General features: G+C 63.5%; 20 protein-coding genes and 1 riboswitch. Of the genes, 18 read left to right on the top strand and 2 right to left on the bottom strand.

Features of this window, described 5'->3' with window-relative positions; all coding sequences use genetic code 11:
* Positions 1-47: 47 nt before the first annotated feature.
* The 17 genes from RBH19_RS12785 (at position 48) to RBH19_RS12705 (ending at position 20,972) form a co-directional block, all read left to right on the top strand.
* Positions 48-836, top strand: a complete 789-nt coding sequence (locus RBH19_RS12785; RefSeq protein WP_306729245.1) for a heme ABC transporter permease — start codon at positions 48-50, stop codon at positions 834-836.
* Positions 829-990, top strand: coding sequence for a heme exporter protein CcmD (ccmD, locus tag RBH19_RS12780; RefSeq protein ID WP_306729244.1), 162 nt, complete (start codon positions 829-831; stop codon positions 988-990). Before RBH19_RS12785 ends, ccmD begins: the two co-directional genes overlap by 8 nt.
* Positions 987-1,469: a cytochrome c maturation protein CcmE gene (ccmE, locus tag RBH19_RS12775; protein WP_306729243.1), complete on the top strand. Its 483-nt coding sequence runs from the start codon at positions 987-989 to the stop codon at positions 1,467-1,469. The genes ccmD and ccmE overlap by 4 nt, the downstream gene beginning before the upstream one ends.
* Entirely contained in the window at positions 1,469-3,433 is a 1,965-nt protein-coding gene (locus tag RBH19_RS12770) for a heme lyase CcmF/NrfE family subunit (protein ID WP_306729242.1), read from the top strand. The genes ccmE and RBH19_RS12770 overlap by 1 nt, the downstream gene beginning before the upstream one ends.
* On the top strand, positions 3,433-3,972 hold the full coding sequence (locus RBH19_RS12765; RefSeq protein ID WP_306729241.1) for a DsbE family thiol:disulfide interchange protein: 540 nt from the start codon (positions 3,433-3,435) through the stop codon (positions 3,970-3,972). The genes RBH19_RS12770 and RBH19_RS12765 overlap by 1 nt, the downstream gene beginning before the upstream one ends.
* Positions 3,969-4,412 carry a cytochrome c-type biogenesis protein gene (locus tag RBH19_RS12760; RefSeq protein ID WP_306729240.1) on the top strand — a complete coding sequence of 148 codons (444 nt, stop codon included), beginning with the start codon at positions 3,969-3,971 and terminating at the stop codon, positions 4,410-4,412. The genes RBH19_RS12765 and RBH19_RS12760 overlap by 4 nt, the downstream gene beginning before the upstream one ends.
* Positions 4,409-5,605: a c-type cytochrome biogenesis protein CcmI gene (gene ccmI, locus RBH19_RS12755; protein ID WP_306729239.1), complete on the top strand. Its 1,197-nt coding sequence runs from the start codon at positions 4,409-4,411 to the stop codon at positions 5,603-5,605. The genes RBH19_RS12760 and ccmI overlap by 4 nt, the downstream gene beginning before the upstream one ends.
* A 67-nt stretch (positions 5,606-5,672) precedes the next feature.
* The gene (locus RBH19_RS12750; protein WP_306729238.1) at positions 5,673-6,530 is read left to right on the top strand and encodes a DUF6279 family lipoprotein; all 858 of its coding nucleotides are present in this window, start codon (positions 5,673-5,675) and stop codon (positions 6,528-6,530) included.
* Between the two features lie 109 nt (positions 6,531-6,639).
* Positions 6,640-7,530, top strand: coding sequence for a MaoC/PaaZ C-terminal domain-containing protein (locus tag RBH19_RS12745; RefSeq protein WP_306729237.1), 891 nt, complete (start codon positions 6,640-6,642; stop codon positions 7,528-7,530).
* A gap of 305 nt (positions 7,531-7,835) precedes the next feature.
* Entirely contained in the window at positions 7,836-10,034 is a 2,199-nt protein-coding gene (locus RBH19_RS12740) for a sensor domain-containing protein (protein ID WP_306729236.1), read from the top strand.
* A 26-nt stretch (positions 10,035-10,060) separates the two neighbouring features.
* A riboswitch (cobalamin riboswitch) is annotated at positions 10,061-10,310 on the top strand.
* Between the two features lie 183 nt (positions 10,311-10,493).
* Positions 10,494-12,359 carry a TonB-dependent receptor plug domain-containing protein gene (locus RBH19_RS12735; RefSeq protein ID WP_306729235.1) on the top strand — a complete coding sequence of 622 codons (1,866 nt, stop codon included), beginning with the start codon at positions 10,494-10,496 and terminating at the stop codon, positions 12,357-12,359.
* A gap of 76 nt (positions 12,360-12,435) precedes the next feature.
* The gene (locus tag RBH19_RS12730) at positions 12,436-13,332 is read left to right on the top strand and encodes a cobalamin-binding protein (RefSeq protein ID WP_306729234.1); all 897 of its coding nucleotides are present in this window, start codon (positions 12,436-12,438) and stop codon (positions 13,330-13,332) included.
* A gap of 31 nt (positions 13,333-13,363) precedes the next feature.
* Entirely contained in the window at positions 13,364-14,347 is a 984-nt protein-coding gene (locus RBH19_RS12725) for a FecCD family ABC transporter permease (RefSeq protein WP_306729296.1), read from the top strand.
* Positions 14,347-15,114: an ABC transporter ATP-binding protein gene (locus RBH19_RS12720; RefSeq protein ID WP_306729233.1), complete on the top strand. Its 768-nt coding sequence runs from the start codon at positions 14,347-14,349 to the stop codon at positions 15,112-15,114. The genes RBH19_RS12725 and RBH19_RS12720 overlap by 1 nt, the downstream gene beginning before the upstream one ends.
* Before the next feature lie 43 nt (positions 15,115-15,157).
* Entirely contained in the window at positions 15,158-16,501 is a 1,344-nt protein-coding gene (locus tag RBH19_RS12715) for a cobyrinic acid a,c-diamide synthase CobB (protein WP_445353984.1), read from the top strand.
* A complete protein-coding gene (locus RBH19_RS12710) occupies positions 16,498-17,991 on the top strand; it encodes a cobyric acid synthase (RefSeq protein ID WP_306729232.1) in 1,494 nt (497 codons plus the stop codon). The genes RBH19_RS12715 and RBH19_RS12710 overlap by 4 nt, the downstream gene beginning before the upstream one ends.
* 197 nt (positions 17,992-18,188) lie before the next feature.
* Positions 18,189-20,972, top strand: coding sequence for a M16 family metallopeptidase (locus RBH19_RS12705; protein ID WP_306729231.1), 2,784 nt, complete (start codon positions 18,189-18,191; stop codon positions 20,970-20,972).
* A 97-nt stretch (positions 20,973-21,069) separates the two neighbouring features.
* On the opposite strand, the gene RBH19_RS12700 is transcribed toward RBH19_RS12705, so the two are convergent.
* Positions 21,070-21,291, bottom strand: a complete 222-nt coding sequence (locus tag RBH19_RS12700; protein WP_306729230.1) for a lipopolysaccharide assembly protein LapA domain-containing protein — start codon at positions 21,289-21,291, stop codon at positions 21,070-21,072.
* 70 nt (positions 21,292-21,361) lie between these two features.
* Entirely contained in the window at positions 21,362-22,840 is a 1,479-nt protein-coding gene (locus RBH19_RS12695; RefSeq protein WP_306729229.1) for a hypothetical protein, read from the bottom strand.
* Positions 22,841-23,040: 200 nt separating this feature from the next.
* On the opposite strand from RBH19_RS12695, the gene RBH19_RS12690 reads away from it, so the two are divergent.
* The gene (locus RBH19_RS12690) at positions 23,041-23,985 is read left to right on the top strand and encodes a DegV family protein (RefSeq protein ID WP_306729228.1); all 945 of its coding nucleotides are present in this window, start codon (positions 23,041-23,043) and stop codon (positions 23,983-23,985) included.
* Positions 23,986-24,026: the final 41 nt, after the last annotated feature.

The following is a 24,026-nucleotide window of genomic DNA, read 5'->3' as shown; positions in this document are numbered from 1 at the left end:
TGGCCCTGACCTCGATGGATGAATGCTGAAGTTGGAGAAAATGAAGCGTGGCTAAACAGAACTGGCGCTGGTTTCACAAGCTGGGATCGCCACCGCATGTGTTTCGCATTGCCGGGGCAATGGCACCGTGGCTGGGCGGCCTCGGTCTGGCGGCTCTGGCCGTGGCGACGGTGTGGGGGCTGGCATTCGCGCCGCCGGATTACGAGCAGGGTGACGGCTTTCGCATCATCTATGTGCATGTGCCCTCGGCCTGGCTGTCCCTGTTCGTCTATACCATGATGGCCGTGGCCTGCGCCGTGGGTCTGATCTGGCGCATGAAGGTGGCCTTTGCCGTAGCGGTGGCCGCGGCGCCCCTGGGAGCGGCTTTTACCTTCCTGTCACTGGCCACCGGCTCTCTCTGGGGACAGCCCATGTGGGGTACCTGGTGGACCTGGGATCCGCGCCTGACTTCCCAGCTCATCCTGCTGTTCCTGTACCTGGGCTTCATTGCCCTGAACCGGGCCTTCCAGGATCAGCGCAGCGGTGATCGAGCCAGTGGTCTTCTGGCCGTGGTGGGGGTGATCAATGTGCCCATCATTCATTTCTCGGTGGACTGGTGGCACAGCCTGCATCAGCCCGCCACCATTGCCAAATTCGGCGCACCCTCCATTGATACCGCCATGCTGATTCCGCTGTTGATCATGGCGGTGGGTTTCAAGCTGTATTTCTTCTGGCTTCTTCTGCTGCAGCTGCGTTCGGAATTGCTGCTGCGGGAAAAACGGGCGTCGTGGGTCGCCGACCTGGTTTCCGGCGGCCCCTCGTCTCGTGCAGTCCAGGGAGGTAAAATAGATGTCTGAATTTCTGTACATGGATGGCTTCGCCCTCTGGGTCTGGAGCTCCTTCGGGCTCACGGCCTTCATCATGACCCTGGCCGCCCTGCTGATCCGGCGCCGCCACCGCCAGATGCTCCAGCATGTACGTCGCTATCACGCAGCAGGAGGTTCGCGATGACACCTCGTCGCAAACGCATGCTCATGGTTCTCGGTGCCGTTGCGGGCTGCAGCCTTGCCGTGGCCCTGGGTCTCAAGGCGTTCCAGGACAATATTCTCTTCTATTACAGCCCCTCCCAGATCGCTTCCGGCGACATTGTGCTGGATGATCGCCGCATTCGCGTCGGCGGCCTGGTGGTTGACGGTTCCGTGCAACGGGAAGTGGGCGAACTGGGCGTGGTGTTCCAGGTCACCGACGAGCTCGAGTACGTCACCATCGCCTACGACGGCATTCTGCCCAATCTCTTCCGCGAGGGGCAGGGCATCATTGCCCATGGCCGCTTCGATGAACAGGGCGTCTTCGTTGCCGATCAGATCCTGGCCAAGCACGACGAAAACTACATGGCCCCGGAAGTGAAGGAGTCACTGCGGGAAGCCGAATGGCAGCGCCGTCAACGTGAACGGGAGCAGGGTGGTGAATACCAGGGTGGCGATTACTGATGCTTGCTGAAATCGGACAGATCGCGCTGATCCTTGCTCTGCTGATCAGCCTGGCGCAGGCATGGTTCGGTATCGCCGGGGCGACCCGCCAGCGGCTGGACTGGATGCAGGCATTGCCCAGCATGGCACTGGGGCAGCTGGTGTTCGCCTTCGTGGCGTATGTGGCCCTGACCACGGCCTTCGTGGTCAATGACTTTTCCATTGCCTATGTGGCCAACAACTCCAACACGGATCTGCCACTGATCTATCGCCTGACCGCGGTCTGGGGCGCTCATGAGGGCAGCCTGCTGCTGTGGTGTACGCTCATGGCGGTGTGGACGGTGGCGGCCGTCTGGTTCAGCCGCAACCTGCCACGGGTCTTTACCAGCCGGGCCATCGGCATTCTCGGCGTCATCAGTGCCGGTTTCATCCTGTTTACCCTGCTGACGTCCAATCCCTTCGAGCGGCTGTTTCCGATTCCGGAACAGGGTCGCGACCTGAATCCCATCCTGCAGGATCCGGCCATGATCCTGCACCCGCCCATGCTGTATCTGGGCTATCTGGGACTGGCCATTCCCTTTGCCTTTGCCGTGTCGTCCCTGATCGGCCTGGAATCCAATACCACCTGGGCGCGCTGGACCCGGCCCTGGGCCGTGGTGGCCTGGGTCTGCCTGACCCTCGGCATCGCATTGGGCAGCTGGTGGGCCTATTACGAGCTCGGCTGGGGCGGCTGGTGGTTCTGGGATCCGGTGGAGAACGCTTCCTTCATGCCGTGGCTGGTGGCAACGGGCCTGATTCACTCCCTGGCCGTCACCGAAAAACGAGGCGCTTTCCGCAACTGGACGGTGCTGCTGGCCATCTCGGCCTTTGCCCTGGCACTGCTGGGGGCCTTCCTGGTTCGCTCGGGCGTGCTGGTCTCCGTCCACGCCTTTGCCACTGACCCGACACGCGGTGTCTATATCCTGATCTTCCTGGCGCTGACCGTGGGCGGGTCGCTGGCCCTGTACGCCTGGCGTGCCCCGCACATGCCGCCAGGTGGCGGCTTCCGGCTGGTCTCTCGCGAGACCTTCCTGCTGCTGAACAACCTGCTGCTGGTGGTGGCCACCGCCGCCGTGCTGCTGGGTACGCTCTACCCCCTGTTCCTGGACGCACTGGGTCTGGGCAAGATTTCCGTGGGGCCGCCGTACTTCAATGCCGTGTTCGTGCCCCTGATGCTGCCGCTGCTGTTCTTCCTCGGCTTCGGCCCCTACGCGCGCTGGAAGCGTTCGGATGCCCGGGAACTGGGCAATCGCATGTGGCCGGTAATGGCGGCCGCCGTGGTCCTCGGTGTCACCGGAACTCTGCTGCTGGGCGGGCCGACGGGTGTCATGGTTCTGCTGGCCATGGTGTTGGGTCTGTGGGTGGTTTTCTCGGTCTTCGTGGAACCCGTATCACGCTTCCGCAAGAAGGGCTGGAAAGGCGTGAGCGGCATGCCGGCTTCCATCTGGGGCATGCTCATCGCCCATGCCGGCGTCGGCCTGATGACCCTGGGTGTGGCCTCCGTCTCCACCTTCTCCGTGGAACGGGACATGCGCATGCAGCCGGGTGACAGTTACGAGGTGGCCGGCTATCGCTTCGAGTTCGACGGCATTCGCGATCTGGAAGGCCCGAACTGGGACAGCATCCAGGCTCGCTTCACGGTCACCCGCAATGGCCGGGAAGTGACCCGGATGTTCCCGGAAAAACGCATTTATCGGGCCCGCCCGGATCCCCTGGCCCAGGTGGCGCTGCATCCCCGCCTGCGGCGGGATCTCTACATTGCCATGGGCGACTATCTGGGCAACGACTACTGGAGTGTCCGCGTCCAGTACAAGCCGATGGTGCGCTATATCTGGCTTGGTGCCCTGGTCATGTCCATGGGCGGCCTGATTTCCGTGGCCGATCGACGCTACCGCCTGGCATCCGGCCCGCGTCGTCGCCGGAATGAAGGGGAGGTGGAAGGCTGATGTGGCGTTATGCCATTCCCCTGCTGGTCCTGTCTGTGCTGGTGCTGTTTTTCTGGCGTGGCCTTTCCCTGAATCCGGGCGAGGTGCCGTCGCCACTGCTAGGCCGGGAAGCGCCTGAGTTCACGCTGCCCGCCCTGCACGAGCCCGAACGCCTGGTCACCGACATGGATCTGGTCGGCGAGGTCACGCTCTTCAATGTCTGGGGCACCTGGTGCCCCGGCTGTCACGAGGAGCACGAGGAACTCATGCGCCTGGCGCAAGAGGAGGGTGTTCGCATCGTGGGTCTCAATCTGCGTGACGACCGGGAAGCGGCCATCCGCTGGCTCAGCCGGGTGGGCAACCCCTTTGAGGTCAGCGGTTTTGACTCGGACGGACAGGTCTCCATTGACTGGGGCGTGTATGGTGCCCCGGAAACCTTCGTGCTCGACCACCAGGGCCGGATTCGGCACAAGCACATCGGGCCCATTACCCACGACGACATCGACAGACGCCTGCTGCCGCTGATTCGCGGACTGCAGGAGGAGGCGAAGACGCCATGATCAAGCCATCGCTGTGCGCAGTCCTGCTTGCGGCATTGCTGGCGGTATTCAGCGCCGGCCTGCCGGCGGTGAGTGGCGACCAGTCTCTGGAAGACCCGGCACTGGAAGCCCGCTATCAGCGCCTGGTGTCGGAACTGCGCTGCCTCGTCTGCCAGAATGAGAACATCGCCGAATCCAACGCGGAGCTGGCCCGCGATCTCAGGGGCCGGGTGCGCGAGATGCTGCTGGACGGAGCCAGTGACCGGGAAATCAAGCAGTATATGACCGATCGTTACGGTGACTTCGTACTTTATCGCCCGCCCATGCGCGCCGATACCTTGCCACTCTGGTTTGGTCCGCTGGTTCTGCTTTTCATTGGCGGCATCGTGCTGGTGGTGACCCTGCGCCGCCGCGCCCGCCTGGAAGCAGAAGAAGAAGCCCGGCTGGAGGATGGAGAATGACCGCTTTTGTCGTAATCAGTGCACTGCTTGTTGTGGCCGCGCTGCTGTTCGTGGCCACTCCCCTGATTCGTCGTCGGGGCGGAACGGTGGATCAGGCCGGTGTCGATGCGGTTGCCCTGACCCGCCAGCGACAGCTGGAAGAGCTGGAACAGGAACTCGAAGACGGGCAGATCGACAACCGGACCTACGAGCTGTCGCGGCGGGAAATCGAAAGTGAAGCCAGCAACAGTCAGGCACAGGTTGAGTCCGGCCCGGCCAGGACCACTGGAACACCGGTTTCCGCCATCGTCCTTGCCATTGTCATTCCGCTGCTTACCGCGGCGATTTATCTCCAGGTCGGCGAATGGGAGGCGATCGAGCGTGAGCCCATGAGCATGGATGACATGGACATGGAGCAGGCGATTCATCAGCTGGAGCAGCGTCTGCAAAGCCACCCGGATGACCTGGAAGGCTGGATGATGCTGGGTCGAACCCGGCTTGCGCTGGGGGAGTACGAAGCCGCTGTCGAGGCCTACCGTCAGGCCCTCGATCTGGCCGGCGACGATAACGCCCGGGCCCTGGCCAACTACGCCGAAGCCGTATCACTGGCTGACCCCGGCCGCATGCTGACTGAAGCCGCTCCGCTATTTCGCCGGGTTCTGGAGCTGGAGCCTGCTCAGCCAAAGGGCCTCTGGTACAGCGGCCTGATCGCTTTTGAGGAACGCGATTACGCGAGCGCCCGTGATCATTGGCAACGCCTGCTGGAACAGGACCCGCCCCCGGGCTTTCGAGAAATCGTGGAGGAACGCCTGAGTGCGGCCCGTCGCGCATTGGGTGACAGGCCCGGAACGGAAGCGGAATCCTCTGCCCATGTCATGGTTCGGGTGTCGGTCAGTGACGATCTGGCCGCGACTCTGACACCGGACGATGTGGTCTTCATCATTGCCCGCGCCGCCGACGAGGCAGCCGGCCCACCCCTGGCCGGCATACGCCTGCCGATCTCGGCGCTGCCCGGGGAATTCCGCCTGGGTGACGAGAACGCCATGCTGGATGGGTACCGGATCAGCGGCCATGAGCAGATCGAGATCATCGCCCGGGTTTCCCGTTCGGGTGAGGCGACGCCACGCGACGGTGACCTGCTGGGCCGTGAGATCATTCGGGTGGAAGCCCATTCGGAAGACGCGGCCATCATCGTGATCGACGAAGTCCTCTGAACTCCGGCAGGCCGGAGACGGTCGCATCCCGAGAAGCCAATTGGCTCCGATCAGGGGAGGGAAGTTCATGCGCCTGTCTCGTCAACTTCGGCCCGTATTCGCCACGCTGTTGATTTTCCTGTTTCTTCTTGCCTGCAGCCGGGCCGAATTCGTCTACGAGCGCGCCGACTGGTTCGGTGCCCGCTGGGCGGCCAATTACCTCGACCTGGATCGCCAGCAACGACGACAGATTCGTGACGAACTGGCGACCTATCGGGAGTTCCACCGGGAAGTCCGGGTACCCCAGATCCAGGCATTGCTGGAATCCGCCATCAGCGACCTCGAGTCCGGTCACCATGAGCGGGAAACCATTGCCGGGCACCTTGCCACGACCGAAACCCTGCTTGGCGACATGACGCGGGATCTCCTCCCCCTGGTGTCCGATGTGCTGGCCGACCTGGATCGGGGCCAGCAGGCCCAACTGGAACAGCGTTTCGAGAAGCGACGTAAGGAAAGCCGGGAAGAACTGGCACGGCGTGCACATGATGATTGGGAAGAACAGCGCCGGGAGCGCTTCCTGGAAAGGGCTGAATCGCTCCTTGGTTCCCTGACTGCCGGGCAGAAAGCGCGGATAACCCGCTGCGCGGACGCCATGCCGGATACGGCCGCCGCCCAGCTGGAATGGGAAATCGATCGCCAGAATCGTCTGCTGGCAATGATCGCTGACGGGTATTCAGCGGACCGGATCCATGACTACCTGGAGGGCTGGTGGCTGCATTACCGGGATCAGCCGGAACCCCTCAGCCAGGCCAGACAGGAACGTCAGCAGGTAACGCTTGCCTGCCTTGCCGACCTGCTGCCGACGCTGAACCAGGGCCAGCGTGACAAGCTGGCTGAACGGCTGACCGGCTACGCCCGCAACCTCGAACAGCTTCGTAACAATTGACCGTGATCAACCCCTTCCTCCCGGTTCACCGACTGGTATGATGAACCCATCGACCATGATCCGTGGATCATGAGACAAGCGCTTCTGGATCACTGAATTGGGGAAGGGAATGATCAGGGAACAACGGGGCCAACCGGCCTCGCTGACAAGGGCCTATGCGCGTCTGCTGGGCAATGAACTGATGCCGGCACGTGGCGGGGCGCTGGAAGCGGATGCCTACCCGCTGCATTGCCACGCGCCGGTGGAAATCCAGCGGGAACGTGTCGAAGCCTATCGGCGTATCTGCCAGCTGCCTTCATCCGGGCACTTTCCGGCGCTTTATCCGCAAATTGCGGCCATGCCGCTTCATCTGCAACTGCTCTCCACCCCCGGCCTGCCCGGGCGCAGCCTCGGCGTGGTCCACCTGGGCCAGACCGTTCGCTGGCACCGGCCCATGGGACCCGTGGAGGAGCGCATGAACCTCTCTGCCACCCTGCGCCCGGGGCCGGGGCATGTGCGTGGGCAGGTCTTCTACATGCAAACGGAATGGCAGGACAGTGACGGCATCGCTATCTGGGAAGGGGAGAGCCTCCTGCTGTTCCGTGGCGTGGACGCCGGCAGCGACGAGATGGCCCGCCTGCCTCCGGACACACCGGAGACCCCGGAAGGTGCCCTGGAACTGGATATCGACTGCCCCGCGGGTCTGGGCCGCAGCTATGCCCGCGTATCCGGCGACTGGAACCCGATTCACCTGAGCAGCATGTCGGCCCGCCTGTTCGGTTTCCAATGCCCGATCGTGCACGGCATGTGGACCCTGGCACGAGCCCTGGGCGAGATCGAGCGACTGCGCCCCCAGGGTGGCGATTTCTCGGGCAGGCAACTGGAGGCCTGGTTCACGGCCCCACTGTTCTGGCCCGGTTCCACCTGCCTGCATGTCAGCCCCGATGGTGACTGGTTCCAGGTGGATCGTGATCGCAAACGCCGGCGTCCCGCCTTGTGGGGGCAATTACAGTCGTTTTGATGTGCAGTGGGTGCGGCGAACCTGGACGGCCTGTGCATCCGCCGTTAACCCGGGCCAACGTCGAGAATCCGATGGGCCGTGACCAGTGCTCGGACCTCTCCACATTGCTTCAGGGCGTCCTGGACACTACGCTCTGGAAAGCCAGGCGACAGGGGAAATCGTCTGGCGCTGGAAGCGGGTTACCGACCAGCCCCGCGGCATGCGATAACCGGTTTCAGGACAGAAGGGGAGCAGAATGCCGGTAAAGTACATGGCCAGGGGCTGGAAGGCGTCCACATCCGGCCAGGACGATCCGGGGTCCGGACATGAGTGACGATTTCTATCGCCGTCTGTTGGAGGGGGTGCCGGACGCCGTCTATGTCCATGACGAGCAGGGGCACATCATCGAGGCCAACCCCGCCGCCACGAGTTACACCGGCTACAGCCACGATGAGCTTCGCGGCATGAGTGTCTCCGAGCTCAACCCCTACCGAAGCCCTGAGGAGCTGAGCCAGCTGCTGGAAACTCTGGTCGACAGTGGCGAGCGAAACCGGGTGTTTACGGCATGGCATCGACGCCGTGACGGCCAAGAGTTTCCAATCGAAATCAACCTGACGCCCATCGTGCATGATGGGCAGAAGCTGTTCGTGGCCGCGGTTCGCGAAATCAGCGAGCGAATGAAGCTGGAGCAGAACATCCAGCAACGTATCGCCTTCGATCGGCTGCTTCTGGATATTTCGACCCGCCTGGTGAACATCGACCCGAATCAGGTTGACGAGGTCATCAATGGCCTGCTTCGGGATATCGGCCATTTCTTCGATTCGGGGCGCACCTATCTGTTCTCGATTGACCTCGAGAATGAGACCTTCAGCAATACCCACGAATGGTATGCCGACGGTGTGGCCCCCGAGATCGACAACCTCCAGGATGTTCCCTTTGATGCCTTTCCGTGGTTGATCCGGCGTATCCTGAATCATGAAGTGGCGCACATTCCCGACGTGGAGGAATTGCCGGATTCCGTTGCCCATGAACGCGAGGAATACAAACGGCAGCGAATCAAGTCCCTGGTGATCGTCCCCGTGATTCGCAATGGAGAACCGACCGGCCTGTTCGGGCTGGATGCCATCTGGAGCAAGCGATACTGGAACGAGGATCAGCGGGACAATCTGCGCCTGCTGGGTCAGCTCATTGCCAATGCCCAGGAAGCCGCGGGGCTGGCGGAACAGCTCAGATATCTGGCCTATCATGACCCGCTCACCGATCTGCCCAATCGCCAGTTGCTGCAGGACCGGATCACGCAATCGGCCCGGCAATGCGATCGACTCGGCCGCAGGATGGCCGTCATGTTGCTGGATCTGGACGATTTCAAGCTCGTCAATGACACCCTGAGCCATAGCGCCGGGGACCAGCTGCTGTGCCAGGTTGCCCAACGGCTCAGGAGCATTCTGCGTTCCGGGGATACGGTGGCGCGACTGGGTGGCGACGAATTCGTTCTCCTGATGCAGATCGACGATGCCGCTGACGCTGCTGCCCTGGCCGAAAGGGCTCTGCACGCCGTGAGTGCACCCGCCATCATTCAGGAGGAAAGCATCATCACGCATCCCAGTATCGGCATCTGCCTGTACCCGGATGATGACACGGATGCCGAAAAACTGCTGCCCAATGCCGATCTGGCCATGTATGCCGCAAAACACGCCGGAAAGAATCGTTTTGCCTTCTTCGATCCGGTCATGACAGAAAGGGCACGGGAAACGCTGAATCTGCGTTATGAGCTGGGGCAGGCTATCGCTGCGGATCAATTGTTTCTGGACTATCAGCCACGTATCGATCTGAAATCCGGTCGTATCTGTGGCCTGGAAGCACTGGTGCGATGGCAGCATCCGGAGCGCGGTGTTCTCAGCCCCGGCGAGTTCCTGCCCCTGGCGGAGCGGTCAGACCTGATCTGCCGCATCGGCCACTGGGTGCTGCAACAATGCGCCCGGGAAATGGCCGGTGTAGTGGCAAGGTCACCCGACCTGCGCATGGCCGTCAATCTGTCGACACGGGATCTGTACGAAGTGCAGCATATCGAGACCCTGGTAAGAACCATCCAGAGTGGCTATGGCGACTCGGGCATTGCGCTGGAGCTGGAGATCACTGAATCCATGCTGATGGAGAATATCCACCAGGCCACGGAAGTTCTCAAGACCATCAAGCAGGCCTTGCCGGGCGTCCAGATCGCTATCGATGACTTCGGTAGCGGCTATTCTTCCCTCAATTACCTGCGTCACCTGCCCATCGATACCCTCAAGATCGACCAGGCCTTCATTGCCGACCTGGCCGATGACAGTGGCAACGCCAAATCCATCGTGCGATCCGTGATCGACCTGGCCCGCAACCTGAATCTGCGTGTGGTGGCCGAAGGCATCGAGACCGAGGAGCAATTGCACATCGTGTCTCAGCTGGGCTGTGAGGAGGCACAGGGTTTTTATTTCAGCCGACCGGTGTCGTCCAGCGCCCTGGGCACACTCGACGGCTTTCCCTGATTGACGAAACCCTCCCTTGCTGATAGTTTTGCCGCCTCGCACCAGGTGTCCCTGACTCTTTCCGAGAAAGGGATTAAACGGGAAGTCGGTGCCGGGTCGTCCTCGCGGATGGCCCCATTCCGACGCTGCCCCCGCAACGGTGAATGAGTGACCGGCATCAAGCCGGTAGCGGATGACCACACGCCACTGTGCCTTCGGGCATGGGAAGGCGGCCACCCGCGGAGCAACAGACTCCACTCGTGAGCCCGTAGACCGGCCTGGACGCGCGGGATGCTTGCGCCCATTGGTCGCTGCCCACTGCAGCGACCGGCGTGATGACATCCCTGGCCGCACGCTGCGGAGGGCAGCGCCGGGCCGGTCGGATGACTTCTCGCCCAGCCATCTCTCCGCCCGATCTCCCTCCGGCGTGCATCACGTTCGCATGAAACCGTGCGGTGGGCACGGCAAATGAGGGAAATCATGAAGGAATTCAATCTCATCGGCGCCATGACCATGGCGGCGACACTTGCCTTTTCCACAAACGCAGTGGCCGAAGAGGCCATCGACAGCGGCGCCAACGCCGGTGACAGCAGCATTGCCCTGGGTACCTCTGAGCTGGACGACAGCCTGCCCCTGAACCCGGTGGTGGTGACGGCCACCCGCACCGAACGTCGCCTGGACGACAGCCTGTCCTCGGTCACCGTCGTCGACAGGGATACCATTGAGCGCCAGCAGCCCCGGGAGTTCAGCGAGCTCCTGCGAGGCCGGCCCGGCGTCGACGTGGTCAGCAACGGCCCCTTCGGCAAGGTCACCAGTGTCTTCCTGCGCGGTACCAGCAACGTTCAGTCCATTCTGCTGGTGGACGGGATTCGCATGGGTAGCATCACCACGGGTGGCGCCACCTGGCAGTTCCTGCCGCCACAGATGATCGACCGCGCCGAAATCGTTCGCGGACCGCGCAGTACGGTCTATGGTGCTGATGCCATCGGTGGTGTGATCGAAGTCTTTACCGACCCGGATCGGGCCGACAGTGGGCCCTGGGCGCAGGTCTCCGGTGGCTCCTTCGGCACCCACCAGTACGGTGGCGGCCTCTCGGGCAGCCACGGCAACACCCACTACACGGTGGGAGCCAGCCATTTCCACACCGACGGGATCGCCCTGCGCCCGGGGGGCGAGAAGAAGGGCTTTCACAATACCTCCGGCCTGGCACGCATTCAGCACGACTTTGATAACGGCAACCAGGTGGCGGTCCACAGTCTGCGCTCCGAGGGACGCACCGAGTTCATCGGCGGCGTCACCGACTTCGTTCATCAGGCCAGTGGCGCCCGTCTTTCCCTGCCGCTGGGCGAGACCTGGGAAAGCGTCCTGAGTCTCGGCGAAAGCCGGGATGCCGCCGACAACTTCGATGACTTCGGTGGCAGCCGCTTCGACAGCCGCCGGCAGTCCGCGCGCTGGCAGAACATCGTGCAGGCGGACAGTGTCGAGTACGTGATCGGCCTGGATTATCTGTACGATCAGATCGATGGCACCACCGACTACGACGAAAAGAGTCGCAGCAATGTGGGCGCCTTCCTGCAAAGCACGGTGGACCTGGATCCGGCCGTCGTGGAAGTGGGCATTCGCCAGGACGACAACCAGTCCTATGGCACCGTGACCACCGGCAGCCTGGCGACCAGCTATCGCTTCGAGAACGGGCAGCGCCTGCGTTTTTCCGTGGGCGAAGGCTTCCGCGCGCCGACCTTCAATGAGCTGTACTTCCCGGGCTTCGGCAACCCGGATCTGGAGCCGGAAAATTCCCGCTCCCTGGAACTGGGGCTGTCCGCCCACCGTGATCGGTACTTCTGGGACGCGGCCCTGTACCAGACCCAGGTGGAGAACCTGATCGAGACCATCTTCTCGGGCGGCGCCTTCCTGCCGCAGAATGTGGCCCGGGCACGCATTACAGGGCTCGAACTCGGCAGCGGTCTGCAGGTGGGGGAGTGGACCTTCTACGGTGCCCTTACCCGTTCAGAGGCCATTGACCGGGACAGCGGCAATCGTCTTCGCCGGCGGGCCCGCGACAGCGGACGCCTGGAAGTCGACCGCAACCTGGGAGACTGGTCCCTGGGGGCGACCCTGGTGGCCCAGGGTCACCGCTTTGACGATGCCGAGGAAGAGGACCGGCTGGCCGGCTTCGGCCTGCTCAATCTGCGCACGGCCTGGCACTTTGCCGATGCCTGGACGGCCCGCCTGGTGCTGGACAATGTCCTCGACCGGGATTACGTCACCGCGCGCGACAGTTTCAATGATTTCGACTACCAACAACCTGGCCGCAGCGTTCATTTGAGTCTGACCTACGGACGCTGATTTCGTCGGGATGACAGGCAGCAGGGTGCCTCCGGACATGGAGGCACCCTGTCGTGGCCTGGGAGGGCTTGATTCGATGACCAGAGTGTTCCTCATTGCGGCAACGGCCTTGCTTTGCCTGCTGCCGGCCCGCGGCCTGTCCGTGGAAAGCCCCGCGCTCTGTGTCCAGGACGATCTCAAGCGCCTGGTCTGTCTCGATGCTCCGGCCGAGCGCATTGTCTCCCTCTCTCCGGGCATCACCGAACTGCTCTTCGCGGCGGGCGCGGGATCGAAAATCGTTGGCACCAGCAGCTACAGCGATTACCCGGAAGCGGCCAGGGAGATCCGGCGCATTGGCAGCCACAATCGGGTGGATGTGGAGCGCCTGCTGGCCCTGAGGCCGGACCTGGTGCTGGCCTGGATCAGCGGCAATCCCAGCGAGCAGGTCGAACGGCTGGAGTCCCTGGGCCTGACGGTGTACTGGGGTGAGGAGCGGGATTTCGAGGATATCGCCCACACCCTGGAGCGCTACGGCCAACTGGCCGGCACCCAGACCGTGGCCCGACAGGTGGCCGCGGAATTTCTCGCCGAGATTGAGGCCTTGCGGCAACGTCATGGCGAGGCCGATACCGTCAGCTACTTCTACCAGATCTGGGACGACCCCCTGATGACCGTCAACGATGAGCACCTCATCAGCCAGGCGGCGGCGGTCTGCGGGGGAAAGAATGTCTTTGGCGAGCTGCCGCGCCTGACGCCCCGGGTGGATCGCGAGTCGGTCCTCGCCCGGGACCCGGAAGTGATCGTGACCGCCGGCATGGGGGAGGACGACCCGAGCTGGCTGGAACCCTGGCGTGGCTACCGCGACCTGCGGGCGGTGCGACAGGACAACTTGCTGTTCATCCCGCCCTCGTCGATTCAGCGGGCGACACCGCGTATGGTGGACGGCATGCGACGCCTGTGCGAGAAACTGGAGCAGGCCCGTGAGCGTCGCTGACGCCAACCCATCCCTGCGCGAGGCCGCTGCCATGCATCGCGGTGATCTGGCACGCATTCTGCCACCCTTGCTGCTGCTGATCGTGGCGGCCGGATTGTCCCTGCTGCTGGCCGTGGCCATTGGCAGCGTGCGCATTGCGCCGGGTGAGCTCTGGGCCGTGCTGATCGGCGATGGTGACAGCCTGCATCGCACCCTGGTGCTGGAACTGCGCCTGCCGCGGGCCCTGGCGGCCCTGGCCACCGGTGGCCTGCTGGGCATTGCCGGGGCCCTGATGCAGGTGCTGCTGCGCAACCCCCTGGCCGATCCCTATGTGCTGGGCCTGTCCGGCGGGGCCGCGGTGGGCGCCTTGCTGGCCATGCTGTCGGGTCTTGGCCTGACCCTGGTGTCCGGCTCGGCCTTTGCCGGGGCCATGCTTTCGGTGGTGGTGGTATTCGGCCTGGCCCATGGCACCGGCAGCTGGACGCCCACCCGACTGCTGCTGACCGGCGTGGTGGTGGCCGCCGGCTGGGGCGCCCTGATTGCCTTCCTGCTGGCCGTCAGCCCCACCGAACGGCTGCCCGGCATGTTGTACTGGCTGATGGGGGATCTGGCCTATGCCCGGGCACCCTGGACGGCGCTAACTGCAGTCATTGTGGCCTGTGTCCTCATGGTTCCCTTTGGCCGCAGCCTCAATGTGCTGGCCCGTGGACCCATGCAGGCAGCAGCGCTGGGGGTGAACGTGCGCCCACTCACCTGGACAATCTACGCCGTTGCCAGCCTGCTGACCGCGTTGGCCGTGACCACCGCTGGCACCATCGGCTTCATCGGCCTGATCGTGCCACACATGCTGCGCCTGGTGCTGGGCAATGACCAGCGGCTGATCCTGCCGGCCTCCGCCCTGGGGGGCGGCATCCTGCTGGTACTGGCCGACACCCTGGCGCGGACTCTTATTGCGCCGGAACAGCTTCCGGTCGGCGTGATCACCGCCATGCTGGGCGTGCCCACCTTCCTCTACCTGCTGTATCGCAGCCGCTGATGAGTCGCCTGGCCTGCCAGCATCTGTTGATCGACATCCCCGGCCGGGCGGATGGCGGCGTGCTTGAATTCGCCATCGAGAGCGGGGAGGTGTGGGGCGTGCTGGGGCCCAACGGGGCCGGCAAGACGACGCTGCTGCACACCCTGGCCGGTCTGCGAGCCCCGCGCCGGGGCGAGGTGACGCTGGACGGGCAGCCCATCCGGCAGCTGCCGCGCAAGACCGTGGCCCAGCGCCTGGCCGTTGTCTTCCAGGATCATCAGGACAGCTTTCCGGCCACGGTGCTGGAAACCGCCCTGATCGGCCGCCACCCCCATCTCTCGCCCTGGGACCTGGACACCGCCGAGGATGTGCGGATTGCCGGCGAGGCGCTGCATCGCCTGGAGCTGGCTGGCATGGAACAGCGTCTGGTCAGTACCCTGTCCGGCGGTGAACGGCAGCGCCTGGCGATCGCCACGGCCCTGAGCCAGTCTCCGGCCATCTGGCTGGCCGACGAGCCGACCAATCATCTGGACCTGCACCATCAGGTGGCCATCATGCGCCTGATGCGCGAGCAGGCACGCGAGGGCCGGGGCGTGTTCATGTGCCTGCACGACATCAATCTGGCGGCCCGCTGGTGTGATCGCCTGCTGCTGATGATGCCCGATGGCCAGTGCTGCTGGGGGCCGGCGGAGGAGATGCTGCTGCCCGATGTGCTCGAACGGCTCTATCGCCAGCCGCTCCGGGTAACGCAGCTGGATGGCCGCCCGGTCTTTGTGCCCGTCGATTGAGGCCGGAGTTGAGAAGCGCGGCCTGAGAAAAGGGAAGGGGACCATGCCAAAAGCCAACCAGCGGATCACTGCCTCGGTCGCGGCGGCCATGATCACCGCGCCGGGCTCCGGCCAGGGCAAGTCCCTGATCACCGCCGCCCTGGCGCGTCTGCATCGCAACGCCGGACGACGGGTGCGGGTGTTCAAGTTCGGCCCGGATTTTCTCGATCCCATGGTGCTGGAAAGGGCCTCCGGTCATCCGGTCTACCAGCTGCATCCCTGGATGACCGGGGAGGCGGAATGTCGCTGGCGCCTGGCGGAGGCGGCCAGGGAGGCCGATCTGATCCTGCTGGAGGGGGCCATGGGCCTGTTTGACGGTGAGCCCTCCAGCGCGGAACTGGCGGTGCTCGCCGGCATTCCCGCGATCCCCGTGATTGATGCCTTCGGCATGGCCCAGACCTTCGGCGCGGTGGCCCTGGGCCTGGCCCGCTACCGCAAGGACCTGGAGATCCGCCAGCTGATTGCCAATCGGGTGGCCGGTCAGATCCACGCCGACATGCTGGCCGAAAGCCTGGGCGAGGGCCTGGAGCTGCTGGGTGCCGTGCCACAGGATGCGGCCCTGTCGATCCCGGACCGCCACCTGGGCATCCTGCAGGCGGAGGAAATCGATCAGCTGGACGCGCAGCTGGACGCCGCCGCCGAGGTCCTGCAAAAAGCGGGGCTGGAACGCCTGCCGGCGCGGGTCACCTTGTCCGCCGAAGCCCCGGCCGACGTCCCGAAGCACCTGGCCGGCCGCCGCATCGCCATTGCCCGCGACCGGGCCTTTGCCTTCATCTATCCGGCCAATGTGGACCTGCTGCAGGCCATGGGCGCCGAACTGGAATTTTTCTCGCCACAGAAGGACGAGGCGGTCCCCGAGCACGCCGACGCCCTGTGGCTGCCCGGCGGTTACCCCGAACTGCATGCCGGCACGCTCAGCCAGGCCCGGCGTTTCCAGGATTCCCTGCGCCAGCACCACGCCGGTGACCGGCCGATCCTCGCCGAGTGCGGCGGCATGATGGCCTGCATGGAGACACTGCATGATCAGGGCGGGATGGCGCATGCCATGGCCGGCCTGCTGCCGGGGGCCTGCCACATGAGCGAACGCCTGACCGGGCTCGGGATCCAGTCACTGGAGACTCGCCGCGGCACACTGCGCGGGCATACCTTCCATCATTCCCGCCTGGACAGTCCGGCCAGACCCGTCGCCCGCACCCGGCGGCAACGCTTCGACAGCGCGGGGGAGGGCGTCTTTCTCGACCGGGGCCTCACCGCCAGCTATTTTCACAGCTACTTCCCGTCCTGCCCCGAAGCCACCGCCACACTCTTCCAGTCGGGCGGCCAGTCCCTGCTTCCCGCCGGCTCATGAGCGCCAGGCCCGGCGCCAGAACCCTGATGGTGCAGGGCACCACCTCGGACGCGGGCAAGAGCACCGTGGTGGCCGCCTTGTGCCGCTGGCTGGCTCGTCAGGGCATATCAGTGGCGCCCTTCAAGCCACAGAACATGGCCCTGAACAGCGCCGTGACCGTCGACGGGGGCGAGATCGGCCGATCCACTGCCCTGCAGGCACTGGCCTGCGGCCTGGAACCCCACAGCGACATGAACCCCGTCCTGCTCAAACCCCAGACCGATGTGGGGGCGCAGGTGATTCTGCGGGGTCGTGTGCACGGCAACATGAACGCGCTGGATTACCACGCCTTCAAGGCCGAAGCCCGGGCCACGGTAATGGCCGCCTGGGAAGCACTGTCGGCCCGTCACGAAGTGATCATCGTGGAAGGCGCGGGCAGCCCGGCGGAGATCAATCTGCGCGAGGGCGACATCGCCAACATGGGCTTCGCCGAGGCCGCGGACTGCCCGGTGCTGCTGGTGGGGGACATCGACCGGGGCGGGGTATTCGCCCAGCTGGTGGGTACCCTGGAGCTGCTGTCCGACAGCGAAAGAAAACGGGTTCGTGGCTTTGTCATCAACCGTTTCCGAGGTGACATGGCCCTGCTTGAGGACGGACTGGACTGGCTGGAGAAGCGAACGGCCCGCCCGGTAGTGGGCACCTTGCCGTACCTGCAGAAGCTGGTGCTGGACGCCGAGGACAGCATCGGCCCTGGCGGCGAGCCTGCCGGCTCCAATGCCCTGCGGGTGGTCGTGCCGGCCCTGCCGCGCATTAGCAATCACAATGACTTTGATCCCCTGCGCCTGCACCCGCGGGTGGACCTGCAATTCCTGCGAGATCCCGATGCCATGGACGGCGCCGATGTGATCATCCTGCCGGGCAGCAAGCATACCCGCAGCGATCTTGACTGGCTGCGCGCCTCCGGCTGGGTGTCCGTGCTGGAACGGCATCTGCGCTACGGCGGCCGTGTATTTGGTATTTGTGGCGGTTTTCAGATGCTTGGACACAGCGTGTCGGATCCCGACGGGGTGGAAGGCAGGCCCGGGGATACACCGGGGCTGGGATGGCTCGACATGCGCACCCGCCTGGTGGTGGGCAAACAGCTGCATCGCTGCCAGGGCCGACTGCTGCCGAAGGGTGTCCGGATCAGTGGCTACGAGATTCACAACGGGGTCAGCGAGGGACCGGCCCTGGAAAATCCGCTCATCGAACTGGCATCACGGAACGACGGCGCCGTCAGCGACGACGGGCAGGTGATGGGCTGCTACCTGCACGGCCTGTTCGATGAAGCCGAGGCCTGTGAATCGCTGCTGGGCCGGCTGGGACTGTCCGCGCCGGGAGAAGCGGTGGACTACGGGCAGCACCGACATGGGGAACTCGACCGGCTCGCCGATGCCGTCGAACAGCATCTGGATACGGGCTGGCTTCAGGCCACCCTTGGACGGCGGGCAGGCACCCGCTCGGCAAGCTGAAGTCCATCCGCGGTTGCACCGACAGGGGATGCACTGCTTCCAGCCCGGCCAGTCCGCGAGCGGCGGCAAGGACCCGGACCAGACATGGTGAGTTGATGAGGCGGCGGTTCCACCGGCAACGGCGAGTTTCTGCTTGACTCATTCTGGTGGTTTAATACACTAATGCACTTCAAGCTCACACCCGCGGGGGGAAACACATGACGAGGACTTCACTCGGCCGCTGGGCCGCACCGGCCCTTCTGCTTTTGGCCGCCCTTATTACGGCCTGCGCCATGGGCGAGCCGCGCCCCGGCACCGACACCACGGCGGAACATGTACGCACCGTGGAGGGCATCGAGGAGTATCGCCTGCCGAACGGCATGCAGGTGTTGCTGGTTCCGGACCAGAGCCGCAGCTCCATCATGGTCAACACCACCTATTTCGTCGGTTCCCGTCACGAAGGCTATGGCGAGACCGGCATGGCCCATCTGCTGGAACACATGCTGTTCTACGGCACCGAGAAGCACCCGGATATCCGCAACGAGATTTCCGAGAAGGGCGGACGCGCCAACGGCACGACCTGGTTCGATCGCACCAACTATTTCCAGACCTTCCCGGCCAGCCGGGAAAACCTGGAATGGGCCCTGTCCATGGAAGCGGATCGCATGGTCAACGCGACCTTTGACGGCGAGGACCTGGCCTCGGAAATGAGCGTGGTCCGCAACGAATTCGAAATCGGCGAGAACAACCCCTTCCGGGTCCTCATGCAGCGGACTCTCGCCGCCGCCCACGAATGGCACGGCTATGGGCGCAGTACCATCGGTGCCCGCTCGGATATCGAGAATGTGCCCATCGAGCGTCTTTGGGATTTCTATCGTCGCTATTACCAGCCGGACAATGCCATGGTGGTGGTATCCGGGAATTTCGAACGTGAACAGGCCCTGGCGCTGATCGAGGACAGCTTTGGCCGCATTCCCGCCCCTGACCGGGCCGAGGAACTCCGGATTTGGGATACCTACACCCGCGAACCGACCCAGGACGGGGAACGCACGGTTACCGTTCGCCGTTCCGGTGACAGCCAGTACCTGATGGCCAGCTACCATGTGCCTGCCGGTGCACACCCGGATTTTGCCGCGCTGGATCTGCTGGCCCATGTGATCGGCAACCAGCCTTCCGGCCGCCTGCACAAGGCACTGGTGGAAAGCGAGTTGGCCACCAGTGTGGGGGCTTTTGCCTTCAGCCTGCGCGAACCCGGTGTTCTGCTGGCATTTGCCGAGGTGCCCAGCGACCAGGATCTGGACGAAGTGGAGCGCATCTTCCGGGAGACCCTGGATGACCTGGCCCGTGACGGCATTGACCAGGAAGAGGCCACCCGCGCCCGAAGCTCCAGGCTGCGCGCTCTCGAGACCGGCACCCTGAACGATTCCGAGCGCCTTGGCATCAGCCTCACGGAATGGTCGGCCAGTGGCGACTGGCGCCTGCTGTTTCTGCACCGGGATCGTCTCGGCAAGACCACGAAGGATGATGTCGAAGCCGTGGCCGAAAAATACCTTCGTCGTGACAATCGCACCATTGGCCGCTTCATTCCCGACTCCTCCCCCAAACGCAGCGAGATTCCCGAGATAGAGGATCTGAACGCCATGCTGGCGGCGCACGAATTCTCGGAAGAAGGGCGGGTGGCCGGTGAGGCCTTTGAGGCAACGCCGGAAAACGTTCATGCTCGTCTGGTCCATGCTGAGCTGTCCAACGGCATGCGCGTTTCAATGCTGCCGAAGCAGACGCGGGGTGACCGAGTGGTTGGCACTCTGGTGCTGCGCATGGGTGACGAAGACAGCCTTCGGGGCCAACGCGTTGCCGGCAACATGACCGCGGCCATGCTGATGCGCGGCACCCGTGAACGAGACCGTCAAGGCATTTCGGATCGCCTGGATGAACTGCAGTCCAGCCTGTCGGTCAGTGGCGGTGTCAATCGGGCGGTAACCAGCATCGACACTCAGCAGGACAAGCTGACCGATGTGCTTGGGCTTGGTGCCGAGATCCTGAAACAGCCCGCCTTCGATGAAAGCGAATTTCGGGAGCTTCGTCGTAGCCGCATTAATGCCTTGCGAGATGCCATGACCCAGCCACAGCAGCGCGCCTTCAATGTACTGGGTCAGGCGATGGGTTCACGGGACAGTGACCATCCCCAGTACGCGGCCAGTCTGGAAGAGGAGCTGGCCGCGGTGGAAGCGCTTGACCTTGCCGCCCTGAAGCAATTCCACAACCGTTTCTACGGTGCGGGGGATGCCTCCCTGGTACTGATCGGAAGCTTCGATCCGGATGCCGTTCTGGCACAGATGGAATCCCTCTTCGGTGACTGGGAAGCAGACGTTGCCTACCGGCGCATCCCGGAGGAGAAGCATGACCCGGAAGGGAAGACCATTGTCATCCGCACTCCGGATCGGGCCAACGCGGTTCTCGGCGCTGCGCACCGGGTAATGCTGAGTGACGAGCACGACGATTATCCGGCCGTTGCCATGGCCAACCACCTGATCGGCGGTGGCTTCCTGAGCTCACGCCTGGCTGAACGCATTCGCAACCAGGAAGGGATCAGTTACGGGGTGGGCTCCAACCTGTCTGTCAGCTCCCATGAAGACGCCGGACAGTTCCTGACCTTCGCTTTCTACGCACCGGAGAACCGGGAACGGTTGCTGGCCGCCCTTCGGGAGGAACTGCACAAGGTGATCGAGGAGGGCTTCACTGAAGAGGAACTGGAAGCCGGACGCCGGGGTTGGCTGCAGAACCGCGAAGTATCCCGCGGCAATGACCGTGAACTGGCCGGCACCATCAACAACAACCTGGCCGTGGGACGTGACATGCTGCGGGAGGCCGCACTCGATCAGGCCATCCGCGAGCTGGACGTGGATACCCTGAATCAGGCGGCGCGGCGCCACCTGAAGCCGGAGCGACTCACCATCGTCATCGCGGGTGATTTCGACGATGGCGAATCCATGGGTGACTGAAGCACCCGGGCATCGAGAGAAGGAGAGGGCGGGCCAATGGCCCGCCCTTTTTCATTCATACGCTTCATTCTGCCCCGTCCCTGAAGCGGCGGAAGCTTCAAAGCCCGCTTCGCTTTCGCTTGATCGCCGCACCACGGGCCAGCCACCCGGCCAGTACGCCGACCAGGAAGACCGTGAACAGAACCACCGCCCTTGAGGCGGTCCAGGTCCAGATCAGGAATTCCACACCAACGGTTTCCCGGTTCTGGATCACGAACACGATAACAAGCGCCACGAGAACCGCTGCAATGACCGCTTTTCCTTTCTGAGCACCCGTCATATTTAATCTCCTTTTCATGGCGTTACATGCTTTTTCTCGAAACCTAATGAGCGTGAAACACTTTCTGCCTTCAATCCTCCCGGGAACGCGGGCGAAGGCTTTCTTCCAGCAGACGCGGCGCATCGAAATGCCGCCGACCCGCAAAGGCGATCGCGTGGCGCCCTGGCTGGCGCATGGCGCCGGGCGAGGGCACACCCATCGTCCACAGCAGCCAGCGCTCGCGCCGCTCCGTTTCGGGCACCAGCCCGTGCCGGGCATAAAGACTCTCGCTCCGCCCCTCGGAGGAGAGACTGCGCAGCTCCCCGGCCTCACGGATCGGCATGATGACGTCGGCTTGCGGCGATGCCCGATCCACGCCAATCAGATAATGACTGCCCGCTTCGCGGCTGAGGCGGATGCGCTCACCATCACGCAGATTCGGCAGGGCCGGACCGACGAAGATCGGCTCGCCACCTCGTGCCTGCCGGGTGGCGACTGCCCCTTCACCGGGAAACACCATGTAATAGCATCCGCAATTATGAAGCGATTCAGCCGCAACAACGCGACCCTCGAGATCCAGGTTCACACGCCATATGGCACCATCCATGTAGCCACCGAGCAGATCAAAAACGCCTTCCCGGGGCCGCTCGGGCAACCAGACCATGTAATTCAGCTGCAGGAGAATCTCGTCGCCGAAGCGGGTGTAGCTGAGAAACCGATACTCCACCGGTTCCTCCGTATCCACCTGCGCGTGTCGATCCGAAGCGAGCCGCACCCGACCGATGCGATCCGACTCACTCGCCTCCTCAATGCGCCAGATCGGGGCATGCCGCGCAAAAAGCGCCTCAACCTCTGCGGCGGAAGGCCGTGGAATACGCAGTATGTCAGTGGAGAAGGGCGCGTTCACCGCGGCATTGGCCGTTGAACGCCTTCCGTCCTTTGCCAGATAGCTGGACCATTCGGCAGCCTCGGCGGGCTCATGCTCACTGGAGAGTGCCGCCTCCTGATCCGCATGAAGGCGATTGACGCCGATCAGAACGAACCATCTCGTCACAGGATACACCCCCAGCCAGCGCCAGGCGGTCCGGTAATCATCTGGCACCTGAACCGCCTGACGCAGCTCGGACTGCAGGTCCCTGCGCGCCATCACCACCTCGTTCAGGGTTTCGCCACAGGCCGCCAGATCGCCCATCAAGGCATCCAGCTGACCACTGTCATGGGGCAGGGCGGTGGCATTGGCCATTTCATGCCGACGCGCCTGACGGTCTTCTTCAGCCAGCAGTGTCAGCCACTGCCCCCACTTCTCGCGGTCGTCACCCAGCTCATTGCTGAAGGAAGCAAGAAAACGGCTGCTTCGCAGCCAAGGGAATGCCGGAACCCGGTGGGCGCCCTGATCGAAGCGTGCCTGCTCGGCAATCAGGGCATCACTGGCCCGAAACGCGGCCAGGCAATTTCGCGCCTCCACCTCCTCAAGCGCCAGGCGGTCGGGCAGGGATGCACAACCACCCACCACAAGAAGTGGTGTCAGCAAAAGCAGCGACAGACGCGAGCAGAGACGTGGCATGGACATTGAGCGGAACATCCTTGGCATTCGGGTTCGCATCAAGGCTACAGCAGGACATCGGGGTCGACCAGATTCGTCGCCAATATGCTACTTTTTGAAGAAAGCAACAGGAAGCTGCCCGGATCGCCAAAACGGGAAATCCATGCGGGAAGCCACCCTGGCGACCACCATCCACATTACATAATGCATTTCTGGAGACGCCTCCCATGAAAATCGGCATTGTCATTGACTCGGCCTGCGACCTGCCGCAGAAATTCATCGAAAAGCACGGCCTGGAGATGATGCCCATCAGTCTCAATATCGGCAGTGAACGACTGAAGGACACTCGGGACCCCCAGGAAACGCTCGCATTCTATCGCCGCTATCTGAAAGACAAGGATCTGGATGCCGAAACCGCACCCCTGAGCGTCCAGGAAATCACGGATCTCTTTCTCGACAACCTGGCACTGAAGTACGACCGGGTACTTGTCATCACCGTTTCCAGTGCGCGCAGCCCGACCTACGACAATGCCACCAAGGCGTCCTACCAGATTCTCAACGACTACAAGGAGCGGCGGGAAAAGGCCGGCATAGGCGGCAGCTTTGCCCTGAGGGTGCTGGACAGCAAGACGATGTTCACCGGAGAAGCGGTCCTGGTCCATGAAGCCTGTCGACTGGCCTACGAGGAAAAACTGCCCTTTGACGAACTCCGGCCGCGAATCGAGAGCCTGACACAGGACGTGAAGGCCTTCCTGGTGCCCGATGATCTCTACTACGTCAGAAACCGGGCCAGAAAGAAGGGCGATCGCAGCGTGGGCTTCCTTGCCTACCATGTAGGCCAGCTGCTGGACGTCAAGCCCATTCTGCGCGGCTACAAGAACGAAACCGCGGCCGTGGACAAGGTATCCGGCTTCAACAACGCGGTGCAGAAGATGATGAACATCGCCAAGGAGGAGATCCTTCACGGCCTGCAGACCAACATTGTCTGCATGAGCTACGCCGGCAACCCGCGCATCATCCAGGACACGCCCATGTACAAGGACTTCAAGCTGTTCTGTGATGAACACGGCGTGGACATCATGCTGTCCATCATGAGCACGACGGCCGCCATCAACCTGGGGCCAGGCTCATTCTCACTGGCCTTCATCTCCGGCAAGGAAGAGGACGAATAGGGTGCAGGGCTTCAGCAGGCTGGGAATTCCTCTATACGCGA

The organism is Natronospira bacteriovora (assembly GCF_030848495.1).
Taxonomy (GTDB): Bacteria; Pseudomonadota; Gammaproteobacteria; order Natronospirales; family Natronospiraceae; genus Natronospira; species Natronospira bacteriovora.
Note: the sequence above shows the minus strand (reverse complement) of the source record. Positions and strands in the feature narration are given on the sequence as shown.